At 40.7% G+C, this 11,661-nt stretch carries 11 protein-coding genes; 10 read left to right on the plus strand and 1 reads right to left on the minus strand.

Features of this window, described 5'->3' with window-relative positions; translation table 11 throughout:
* The first annotated feature begins 317 nt into the window (after nucleotides 1-317).
* The 10 genes from H5180_RS07360 (at nucleotide 318) to H5180_RS07405 (ending at nucleotide 11,320) form a co-directional block, all read left to right on the plus strand.
* Entirely contained in the window at nucleotides 318-2,552 is a 2,235-nt protein-coding gene (locus H5180_RS07360) for an ABC transporter permease subunit (RefSeq protein WP_145238213.1), read from the plus strand.
* 14 nt (nucleotides 2,553-2,566) lie between these two features.
* A complete protein-coding gene (gene pstA / locus H5180_RS07365; protein WP_145238216.1) occupies nucleotides 2,567-4,216 on the plus strand; it encodes a phosphate ABC transporter permease PstA in 1,650 nt (549 codons plus the stop codon).
* 27 nt (nucleotides 4,217-4,243) lie between these two features.
* On the plus strand, nucleotides 4,244-5,071 hold the full coding sequence (gene pstB, locus H5180_RS07370; RefSeq protein WP_145238219.1) for a phosphate ABC transporter ATP-binding protein PstB: 828 nt from the start codon (nucleotides 4,244-4,246) through the stop codon (nucleotides 5,069-5,071).
* A gap of 54 nt (nucleotides 5,072-5,125) precedes the next feature.
* Nucleotides 5,126-5,827, plus strand: coding sequence for a phosphate signaling complex protein PhoU (gene phoU / locus H5180_RS07375; RefSeq protein ID WP_064668157.1), 702 nt, complete (start codon nucleotides 5,126-5,128; stop codon nucleotides 5,825-5,827).
* Nucleotides 5,828-5,998: 171 nt separating this feature from the next.
* Nucleotides 5,999-6,676, plus strand: coding sequence for a TIGR00153 family protein (locus tag H5180_RS07380; RefSeq protein ID WP_145238222.1), 678 nt, complete (start codon nucleotides 5,999-6,001; stop codon nucleotides 6,674-6,676).
* A 39-nt stretch (nucleotides 6,677-6,715) separates the two neighbouring features.
* The gene (locus tag H5180_RS07385; protein WP_182719201.1) at nucleotides 6,716-7,984 is read left to right on the plus strand and encodes an inorganic phosphate transporter; all 1,269 of its coding nucleotides are present in this window, start codon (nucleotides 6,716-6,718) and stop codon (nucleotides 7,982-7,984) included.
* 92 nt (nucleotides 7,985-8,076) lie between these two features.
* Nucleotides 8,077-9,006 (plus strand): hydrogen peroxide-inducible genes activator, encoded by a 930-nt coding sequence (locus H5180_RS07390; protein ID WP_145238228.1) that lies wholly within the window; start codon nucleotides 8,077-8,079, stop codon nucleotides 9,004-9,006.
* A 265-nt stretch (nucleotides 9,007-9,271) separates the two neighbouring features.
* Nucleotides 9,272-9,814 carry an RNA polymerase sigma factor gene (locus tag H5180_RS07395; RefSeq protein ID WP_182757997.1) on the plus strand — a complete coding sequence of 181 codons (543 nt, stop codon included), beginning with the start codon at nucleotides 9,272-9,274 and terminating at the stop codon, nucleotides 9,812-9,814.
* Nucleotides 9,807-10,397, plus strand: coding sequence for a hypothetical protein (locus H5180_RS07400; protein ID WP_145238235.1), 591 nt, complete (start codon nucleotides 9,807-9,809; stop codon nucleotides 10,395-10,397). Before H5180_RS07395 ends, H5180_RS07400 begins: the two co-directional genes overlap by 8 nt.
* 11 nt (nucleotides 10,398-10,408) lie before the next feature.
* Nucleotides 10,409-11,320 (plus strand): hypothetical protein, encoded by a 912-nt coding sequence (locus H5180_RS07405; RefSeq protein ID WP_182757998.1) that lies wholly within the window; start codon nucleotides 10,409-10,411, stop codon nucleotides 11,318-11,320.
* 63 nt (nucleotides 11,321-11,383) lie between these two features.
* Here the strand turns inward: H5180_RS07405 and H5180_RS07410 are convergent, their stop codons facing one another.
* Complete coding sequence (locus H5180_RS07410; protein ID WP_145238241.1) at nucleotides 11,384-11,608, minus strand: hypothetical protein; 225 nt, start codon at nucleotides 11,606-11,608, stop codon at nucleotides 11,384-11,386.
* Between the last annotated feature and the right edge of the window lie 53 nt (nucleotides 11,609-11,661).

Here is an 11,661-nt window from a genome sequence, read left to right on the forward strand (position 1 = left end):
CCAGGCATGAAATTATTGTTATATTAAAAAGAACCGGATTGAGTATTGACTCAGTCCCCAAATTTGTCCAATTTTTTTGCCAATAGTTCAATTTAAAAACAGTAAAATAGTGTGAGTTTACAGTCTGAATTATCTAAACTTTTGTTTATCAATAATAAAGCACTAAGTTGAAAGTTTTTCAAGTTATTGAATATAAACATTGTTTGTTTTTTTATGATGAATACCACAACAAAGTCTTAGCAATTATGACGTTTGTAACAATACTGTCATCTTGGTGAAATATAATCTATCCAACGTTAAGATTTATAGGTGTTTTGATGACTTCCAATCCGAATAAACCGTCTTTTAATACGGATAGAAGCCGTCTATTTAAAGATCGGTTTGCCAAATTTAGCATTACCGCTGGCGGTATTATGGTATTAATAGCTTTGCTATTGATATTCTTCTATTTATTGTATGTTGTGCAACCTATTTTTGAATCAGCGAAGGTAGAAACGCGCGATAGTTTTGCGCTTAGCGATGCTGAACAAATTGTTGGCTTAGGTGTTGAAGAGCAAACAGAAATTGCTTTTTTACTGAGCAAACAAGGTAAGGTTGATTATTACAGTGTTGAGAAAAAGGGCTTTGGTAAAAAGCTTGCTAGCTTAGTTGTGCCACTTGACAGCGAAGTGAGTAGTTTTGCAACCAGCGCGCCATTTCAAGGGCATTACGCATACGGACTAGAAAATGGTTCGGTGATGATAGTGTCACCTAAATTCTTAGTTACCTTTCCTAATAACGAACGTAAATTAACCCCACGTTTGGGTTATCCACTTGGTGAAAAAACATTGCAGGTTGACGACAATGGTGCTGCCATTAAACAATTTGCATTTAGTCATTATGAAGATAAAACCGCTGTTGTGGCACAAACGGCTGACAAACGTGTGATTTTTAGCAGCTTTGTTGCTGAAGAAAACATGTTCAGCGGTGAAGTTGAATGGGTTGTAGAACGCACTGAACTTGATGTCGAAGGGCGCGTAGACCAACTCCTAATGTCGCCAGATACCACCCGTACTTTTGTTCGCTCAGCAAATCAAATTTATGTTTACGATACTCGCAATCCAAGCGAGGTTGAGCTGATCCAAATGCTTGCAGCGAATGAAGAAAATGCCAACTTGGTTTCGGCGCAATTATTAGCCGGAGCTAACTCGCTGATGCTAGCGAATGACAATGGTGAAGTTTCGCAGTGGTTTGAAATTAATACTGACGATGGCCGTGAATATCAAAAAATACGCGCGTTTGAAACCTCAAAGCAGCCTAAGCTAGATATATTCACTGAGTTTTATCGCCGTACGTTCTTTACCACCAGTTCTAATGGTGAGTTAGGCGTGTATTACACCACCAGTGAAGCAAAACTATGGCAAGGTAAAATCAGTGAAGGTCCGATTGAAAACTTTGCTATTGCACCACGCTCAAATGCGGCACTTATTCTAGCTGATGACAAATTAACCGTGGTTGAAATTCACAATGAACACCCTGAGGTGACTTGGTCAGCCTTGTGGCAAGAAGTGTGGTATGAGGGTTATCCAGAGCCGGGTTATATTTGGCAATCAACGTCTGCCGGTGATGACTTTGAAGCTAAGTTTTCTTTAGTGCCAATTTCATTTGGTACTATAAAAGCTGCTTTATATGCGATGCTATTCGCAGTGCCGATTGCGCTCTCGGCAGCAATTTATACCGCTTATTTTATGTCAGGTCCATTGCGTAAAGTAGTCAAACCAACGGTTGAAATAATGGAAGCATTACCAACCGTAATTTTAGGTTTTTTAGCAGGCTTATGGCTTGCGCCGTTGATAGAAGAGCATTTACCTGCGATTGTTGGTCTGTTATTTATGCTGCCGCTGGGGATTTTAGCGACCGCATTTGCGTGGACTAAATTACCAGAAAGCTTTCGTCACCGTGTTCCTGAAGGGGCTCACTCAATCTTACTAATACCAGTATTGTTACTGATTGGTTGGTTAGCCTTTGCGATGAGCGGGGTGGTTGAGTTGTGGATGTTTGACGGTAATGTTCGCCAGTATTTGACTAACGAATTGGGTCTGACTTTCGATCAACGTAATTCACTGGTAGTCGGTATTGCGATGGGTTTTGCGGTTATTCCGACTATTTTCTCTATCGCAGAAGATGCTGTATTTAGTGTGCCTAAGCATTTATCAAACGGTTCATTGGCGCTAGGCGCAACACAATGGCAAACCTTGGTTAGTGTGGTGTTATTAACCGCCAGCCCTGGTATTTTCTCTGCGGTCATGATGGGCTTAGGCCGCGCAGTAGGTGAAACGATGATTGTACTAATGGCAACGGGTAATACGCCAATAATGGATTGGAGTATTTTCCAAGGTATGCGTACTTTGGCCGCGAATATTGCAGTAGAAATGCCAGAATCGGAAGTGGGAAGTTCACACTATCGGATCTTATTCTTAGCCGCTTTTGTATTGTTCATATTCACCTTTATTTTCAACACAATTGCTGAGTTTGTGCGTCAGCAGTTGCGTGATAAATACAGCTCGATGTAAGTGGGAGACACGACATGTTAAAGCAGTGGTTTAAGTCAGGTTCTCCTTGGATATGGATGACAGGTGGTGCAGTAAGTATCAGTTTGATTTCTGTCTTAGGGTTATTAGCAATGATTGCTTGGAAAGGGTTAAGCTTTTTCTGGCCATCACAAGTAGTGCAATTAGAGCTACAAGGCTCGGTTGCGCAGCAAACCGTAATTGGTGAAATATACGACCGTGAAATGGTGCCTAAGTCTCGTCTTGAGGCAACCGGTGTTGATTTATCTGGTTATGATAAAGAGCAACTAGAGCGTTATTTAATTAAAACCGGTAACCGTGAATACGTTGATTTAGATTTTCGTTGGGTGTTAGAAACCGACATAAAATCAAATACCATGCCTGCGACCCTAGCTGTATTTGAGCGCAGTAAAAACGGTAACTTTTATGGCTACGTTGAACAGGTAATAAAAGACGGCCAAGTGATTACCGATAATAAAACTGAAGTATTAGAAGAATTAGTTGAACGTGCCGTTGAGCTTAATGAGCAAGCTCTTGATTTGCAAAACGGTGACATTGGTCATATTAACTATCAATTAGAGCGTTTACGTTTACAAGAGAAATCGTATTTACTTGATGATGCATTGACCGATGAACGAGTGGCTGAGCTTGCGCAACAGCGTGCTGATCTAAGAGCCGAGTATGGCGTACTTGAAAAGCAATTATTTGCACTGCGCAAACAAGCTAAGCGTGATCAGGTAACCGTAAAAGATATGCGCGGTGAAATTGTTACTTTGCCTTTATATCAGGTTTTGGATTTTTGGTTTCCTAATGACATGAGCTTTGTTGCAAAGCTAGGTCACTATTTTGTTCAACTAGGTAAATTTGTTTCAGATGATCCGCGTGAAGCTAATACCGAAGGTGGTGTATTCCCGGCAATCTTTGGTACTGTTTTTATGGTAATGTTGATGGCTGTAATCGTAACGCCGTTTGGGGTTGTAGCAGCTATATACTTACATGAATATGCGGCTAAAAATGCGGTTACCAAGATGATCCGTATCGCGGTCATTAACTTGGCTGGTGTTCCTTCAATTGTTTACGGTGTATTCGGCTTAGGATTCTTTGTTTATGTATTAGGTGGCAGTTTGGATCAATTGTTTTATCCAGAAGCCGCACCTAGTCCAGTATTTGGTACTCCAGGGGTACTTTGGTCTGCTTTAACGCTTGCTATTTTAACGCTGCCTGTGGTGATTGTATCAACCGAAGAAGGCTTATCACGTATCCCAAGTACGGTTCGTCATGGCTCTTTAGCACTGGGCGCAACGCAAGCTGAAACGTTATGGCGTATTATCGTGCCAATGGCCAGTCCTGCGATTATGACCGGTTTAATATTAGCGGTAGCGCGTGCTGCCGGCGAAGTTGCACCATTGATGCTAGTGGGGGTGGTGAAAATGGCACCGACATTACCGCTCGATGGTAACTTCCCGTATTTTCATCTAGATCGAAAGTTCATGCATTTAGGTTTTCATATATACGATGTTGGCTTCCAAAGCCCAAATGTTGAAGCGGCGCGTCCGCTAGTGTATGCCACCGCATTCTTATTGGTATCAGTAATTATTACACTGAATATCACCGCGATAGGCATACGTAACCATTTACGTGAAAAATTTAGATCGCTTGATCAATAATTAGTAAAGATTCTATAGGTAACAAACATGATTACAGTCGCTCCACAAGTAAACCAATCAAGCACGAGTTTGAAATTGGACTTAGACAATTTAAGCACCGAGCAAACGGCACTCGAGATCAAAAACTTAGATCTTTACTATGGTGAAAAACAAGCGCTTAGCTCAGTGAATATGAATATTCCAAAAGGCCAAGTAACCGCATTTATCGGACCATCAGGGTGTGGTAAATCTACGTTATTGCGCTGTATTAACCGTATGAATGATCTGGTTGATATTTGCCGTATTGAAGGTGAAATTTTACTACACGGACAAAACATCTATGACAAAAAGGTAGATGTTGCAGCGCTGCGTCGCAATGTTGGTATGGTATTTCAGCGTCCGAACCCGTTTCCTAAATCAATCTACGAAAATGTGGTTTATGGCCTACGCTTACAAGGTATCAAAGAAAAACGTAAATTAGACGAGGTGGTTGAACAGTCACTGCGAGGCGCGGCACTGTGGGATGAAGTAAAAGATCGGCTTCACGATAGCGCATTTGGTTTGTCAGGTGGTCAGCAGCAACGTTTAGTGATTGCACGCTCTATCGCCATTGAGCCTGAAGTATTATTACTCGATGAGCCAACATCAGCATTGGATCCTATTTCAACACTGGTAATTGAAGAGCTTATCAACGATTTAAAAAATAAGTTTACCGTTGTTATCGTAACCCACAACATGCAACAAGCAGCGCGGGTTTCTGATCAAACGGCCTTTATGTACATGGGTGAATTAATAGAGTACTCAGATACCAATACGTTATTTACTACCCCAACGAAAAAGAAAACGGAAGATTATATCACCGGTCGTTACGGCTAGGCTGAGTCAAACTGTTTTTGGGTTACGTTAGCGATTTTGATAAGAAGGTAAACAATGGAACACAATATTAATAAGCATATTTCTGGCCGCTTTAACCAAGAGCTAGAAAACGTTCGTAACCATGTATTAAGCATGGGTGGCTTAGTTGAGCAGCAACTTAATAGCGCGCTTGATGCGGTAAGTAATGGCGATGCTGAGTTAGCGCGTAAAGTGCGTGAAAACGACTATAAAGTAAACGCCATGGAAGTAAATATTGATGAGGAATGTACCCGTATCATTGCTCGTCGTCAGCCAGCTGCAAGTGATTTACGCTTAGTGGTCGCGATTGCTAAAACCATTGCCGATTTAGAGCGTATTGGCGATGAGGCTGAGCGTATTGCTAAAGTTGCGCTAGATTCATTTACTAAAGATCAGCAAGATTTATTAGTTAACATCGAAAATATGGGTCGCCAAGTTTCAAAAATGCTGCATGATGTACTCGATGCTTTTGCACGTATGGATGTACAAAAAGCATTTGAAGTACACAAAGAAGATGCCAAGGTTGACCGTGAGTATGAAGCAATTACTCGTCAAATTATGACCTATATGATGGAAGATCCACGTTCAATTCCAAAAATTATGGATTTAGTTTGGTCGGTACGTTCATTGGAACGTATTGGCGACCGTTGTCAAAACATCTCTGAATATATTATTTACTTTGTTAATGGCAAAGATATTCGTCATACATCTCAAGAGGATATAGAAAAATCGTTATAGATTTTTTGATACCGTCTTGTTTTATTAAAGCGGCCAATGGTCGCTTTTCATGTTTTCGTTATAATTATAATGCTGTAGCGGCAGCTGTGATGTAATAAAAGCATTCACAATCGCGGTGAATGCTGTAAAATTCACGCCGCAAAGCATACTAATTTGATTTAAGGGTCAGTTATGCCTACAAACGCATTTTTAGGGGTATTCGCAAAATCTCCTATAAAGCCAATGGAAGATCACATCAAGAAGGTACATCAAGCAAGTAAAGCTTTGATCCCTTTTTTCAATCATGTATTTAAAGAAGAGTGGCAACAAGCAGAAGAGATTCGCTTGAACATTCGTACTTTAGAACGTGAAGCCGACGACATGAAAAGAAATATACGTTTACAGTTACCGCGCGGTTTATTTATGCCGGTAGAGCGTACAGATCTGCTCGAACTCGTCACCCAGCAAGATAAAATTGCTAATAAAGCAAAAGACATTGCTGGTCGTGTAATTGGTCGTGAGATGACCATTCCAAAAGAAATTCAAGTTAACTTTTTAGCCTATGTAACTCGCTGTGTTGATGCAACTAAACAAGCATCAAACGCAATCAATGAGTTAGATGAGTTACTAGAAACTGGTTTTAAAGGTCGTGAAGTGACCTTAGTAGAAAAAATGCTCGTTGAATTGGATGCAATTGAACAAGACACGGATGATATGCAAATCATAATACGTCGCCAATTACGTGACGTCGAAGATGAACTCAATCCTGTAGATGTAATGTTTTTATATAAAATCATCGAATGGGTCGGCGAGCTTGCGGATATCGCAGAACGCGTTGGTTCGCGTCTTGAGCTGATGTTAGCTCGGTAATTTACACTCAGTTCAATAACGAAAGATTAGGGTTACACAATGGATATCATTGCATCTTATGGCACGGTATTAATTTTAATTGCCGCAGCAGTCGGTTTTTTTATGGCTTATGGTATTGGCGCGAATGACGTTGCTAATGCGATGGGCACATCGGTAGGTTCAAAAGCATTAACTATTAAACAAGCTATTTTTATAGCGATGATTTTTGAATTTGCAGGCGCCTACTTAGCTGGCGGCGAAGTAACATCGACAATTCGTAAAGGCATTATCGATTCTACGCCGTTTTTAGACCTGCCAGAACTTATGGTATTAGGGATGATCTCGGCATTATTTGCAGCGGGTAGTTGGTTGCTAATAGCTTCATTCTTAGGTTGGCCGGTATCAACCACGCATTCAATTATTGGTGCTATCATCGGATTTGCTTTAGTTGCAGTTGGCAGCGAAGCGATTCAATGGGACAAAGTTGCAGGTATTGTGGGGAGTTGGATTGTTACCCCGGCGATTTCAGGGTTTATTGCCTACTTAATATTTATGAGTGCGCAAAAGTTAATTTTTGACACCGAGGCACCACTTAATAATGCCAAACGCTATGTGCCTATTTACATGGGTTTAGCCGGTTTTATCATGTCTTTAGTAACCATCAAGAAAGGTTTAAAGCACATTGGTATTAATTTAGGTGCTGTTGAAGGTTATGCATTAGCAATCGGTATTGCTGTTATTGTTGGTATTATTGGTAAAATCGTTATTTCTCGGTTAAAGATTGATCCAAAAGCCGATAAGAAAATGCAATTTAATAACGTTGAGAAAGTGTTTGCTATCTTAATGGTATTAACCGCATGTTGTATGGCATTTGCTCATGGTTCTAATGACGTGGCTAACGCTATTGGTCCGTTGGCTGCAGTTGTAAACATTGTTGAAAATAACGGTGAGATAGCTAAGCAAGCGACAATCGCATGGTGGATTTTACCACTGGGTGGTTTCGGTATTGTTGCAGGCCTTGCAATTTTAGGCAAAAAAGTAATTAAAACGATTGGTGAAGGCATTACGCATTTAACACCAAGTCGTGGTTTTGCTGCTGAATTAGCTGCTGCTTCTACAGTTGTAATTGCATCGGGAACAGGCTTGCCAATTTCTACTACACAAACCTTAGTTGGCGCGGTATTAGGGGTAGGTATGGCACGTGGAATTGCTGCACTTAATATGGGTGTGATCAGAAACATTGTAGTTTCTTGGGTAATTACATTGCCAGTTGGCGCTGCCCTTGCTATTGTTATTTTCTACATACTGAGAACTGCCTTTGGAGTTTAAATCCAGCAGTCTTTAAGTATTACAGACTTTTAGCTTGAAAAGATCTCAACGCCCTTGGTGTTGGGGTCTTTTTATTTGTGGGTACAAAAAGTATGACGAACTTACCAAGTATTAAACAGCTGCAGTATTTATTGGCAGTTCATCAGCATCAGCATTTTGGCCGCGCCGCAAGTGCGTGTTTTATTGGTCAATCAACACTCAGCAGTGCAATTCAAACCCTTGAAGAAACACTCGGTTGCCAACTCATAGAGCGTGAAAATCGTAGTTTGATGTTCACAGCTATCGGCGAAGAGGTAGTAGAGCGGGCACGCAAAATTATTGACGATACGCTAAGTGTTAGAGAGCTGACTAAAAGCCATTTAACACCGCTAAGCGGTACGCTCACACTTGGAGTTATTCCAACGATTGCTAGTTTTATTGCGGCACCTCTCTACCACCTTTGTCAGCAACAGTTTGCTGATTTAGAGTTGGTACTGGTTGAAGATACCAGTGATAGCTTGTTAGATAAACTCGAACATGGCCATATCGATATGGCGCTGTTGGCACTACCTTACGATACTGATAAATTTCATACTCAAGTACTCGCGCAAGATCACTTTTGCTTAGTACATCATAAAGACTATTTACCTGCTAAGAATATAGAAGATTTTAACTTGTTACCGGAAGCCAGCGTGTTCTTATTAGAGCGAGAGCATTGTATGACAGGGCACGCATTAAGTGCTTGTCATTTAAATCGTTCAAGCTGTATCAATCCGTTTGAAGCGGCGAGCTTACACACCTTACTTAGCATGGTTGAGCACCAGTTCGGTGTGACTTTCTTACCGCAAATGGCGATTAACGCGGGTATTTTAGCGAACAAAAATATGCTTGCCACTCCTTCACAAAGTGACGCTTACCGCGATATTGGCATTCTGTGGCGCAAAACAACCGGTCGTATTCGAGATTTTCGTTTATTTAGCCAAATGCTAGAAAGCTTTTTAAAGCAGCAATGTCGCTTAATGCCAATCGACTTAAATATTTAACCATTCTAGCGAGCTAAATAAAGCGCTAACTGCGTTATAAATTTTTCATGTAGAACAACTATATGTCAAAATTTATGCCTTGTTATCACTCCATTTATCTGTCGCTATAAATGGTCAGTAACTTAACACGATTGGTATAACGACACAGGAATAGCTCATTTAGGTGAGCTTTTTTATTTATTTTCATTTATTTTTATCTTTTCCAAACTATCTGCTTCACTCTATCGACTAACCTCATAAGTAAAATAACTAAGCATCGAGAATCGTGTTTTTTCAATCAATAGAAACATTAATCGCCAAAGCACAACAAGGAAATAAGCGCGCCTGGCTTAAGCTGGTTAAGCAGCATGAAAGCCAAGTTTATAACTATTGTTTGCGGATGCTAAGTAACCCAGATGATGCCATGGACTTAATGCAAGAGGTGTTTATTTCGGTGTATAAAAGTCTGCCGAACTTTCGTGGTAAGTCGAGTTTTAATACTTGGGTATTTCAAATTGTGCATCGGCGTAGCGTTGAATACTACCGCCGTCGCAAGCATTATCAGAGCTTAGATGATGTGCCAGAACAGGCCTGTGAACACAGTGAATTAGAAGGCAATAGTGTAGCTCAGGCCCAGCATCAGCAATTAAAAAGTATGTTGAATAAGTTACCGTGGGAGCAGCGTTTAGTGGTGGAGTTGAAATTTTTCCAGCATTGCACCTTTGAAGAGATTGCTGAGCAATTAGATATTTCAACTAATACTGCTAAGTCGCGGTTATACAGTGCATTAGGAAAATTAAAAGTTCATTTGGAGGCCGTAGATGGCTAGTTTAGAGTCGCTTTTTGAGCAATGGTTAGATGGTAAAGTTTTGAGCGATAAACAATTGCAGCAGCTCGAAAATGATCCCGAATATGCAGCGTTGATGAGCCAAGCGCAAGTATGGCAACAGCATAGCCGTGACTATAAGGCTGTACCTGTACCAATCTGGGATCGCCAATCAACAATATCGCAGTTCTCTGCTGTGCGTGTGTTTAGCGTCGCTGGAGCGTGGGCTGTTGCAGCATCAGTATTGGTTTGTTCGTTAATCTTTTTAGTTATACCGCAATCAGATGCGCAGGGGTTACTTGCACAAGTAACGAAACAAACACATTTATTGCAGTCTCAACAAAAGCAAATTGACCAAATGCAAAGAATTATTACTGCGCAAAATCAATTGCAACAACAGCAGATGTATCAATTAGCAAAAGAGGCCATTGCAACAGGACGAGTTGAACGCCAAGAAGATATTGCCAGTTTAATCACTTACATCAAAACCCAGCGAGCTCAAGATCAAGCGTATCTACGGATGCAATTAAATGATTTAGCCGAACAAGTACAAGAGCAGCCAACAGCCGCGATTGCGAAAAATTAGGAGTATAGAGCATGAATAAAAAACTTATCAGCAGCGCCATAATGGCCATACTTGGGTGCTTAAGTGCTAATGTATCTGCGCAAGACCCTGCGGAGTTGGCATCAATACAGCGTGAAGTAGCAATAATGGAAAACATTTTAAGCAGCGCGTTAAAGCAAGATACCAATAAAAGGATCCGTGCGATTCAAGCCAACTATTTTGTTAAGCAGGGAGTGGTATTTGAGCTGGACGTAAGAGGCTCTAGCCGCTGGCAGACTATTTTTAGTAACGCACCTAATGCGCCGTTACCACCGCTGCCTGAAATTGATTTTGCTAATATGGATATTGAAATTATCAGTGATCAAGTAGAGTTTATTACCGAAGATGTTGTTGAATCATCACGAGAAGCTTATCAACAAGCGATGGAACTAATGCGTGAAGGCGCAGAACAAGTGCGCGAAATTGCAGAGCAAGAGCGTGATGTGGGCCGAAAGTTGCGGGATTTAGAGCGTGAAAAGCGCGATTTAGAGTTTGCCAGCCGCCATGATAATAGCGCCGAAGAGAAACAGCTTGAACAACGCAAAAAAGCGTTAGAAAAAGATATCGCGAAGCTGGAAAAACAACAAACTAAACTCACTAAACAGCAGCAACAGCTACGCCAAAATATCAATGCAAAGCATGCAGAGCGTGAGCAACAACAAGCCGCAGAGCAACAACAGTTACTGGAGCAAGTAAGCACAAGTATCAGTCTTACGTTATGTGATTACGGTAGTGGTTTACGTAGTTTGCCAAACGACGAGCATGTGAGTTTTGTTCTTAAAGGGCTCGGCGATAAAAATACGAGTTTAATAAAAGTATTTAATAAATCAGATATTAAAAAGTGTGTCGCCGGCGATATCAAAGCCAGCGAACTGACTAAAAAAGCTATTAGCTACCAATTTTAATTAGCCGAGCTGATATTAACTCAGCTCAATTAATAACTTATCCCTGACCAACAAGCAGCCGTATTATAAAGGCTGCTTTTCGTTATGCCCTTCATATTCAAACTGTTTATTGAATGGCGTAATATCTGGTAAAAATAACAAATAAACCCACACCACTAAGTTAAAGTAGGGGATCAAACCTAAGCAGGTAAAAGTTACAACCGGGTAACCTTTGATACTGGCATATCGATAGCATTGGTAAGTTATCCCTAAGTTTACCGCTAATAGTAACACTATTAATTGCATCATAATTCACTCCATAAATTGACAATGATACTAATAACAACATGTTAGTTTGTAAG

This window comes from Pseudoalteromonas sp. SR41-4, assembly GCF_014163985.1.
GTDB lineage: Bacteria > Pseudomonadota > Gammaproteobacteria > Enterobacterales > Alteromonadaceae > Pseudoalteromonas > Pseudoalteromonas rhizosphaerae.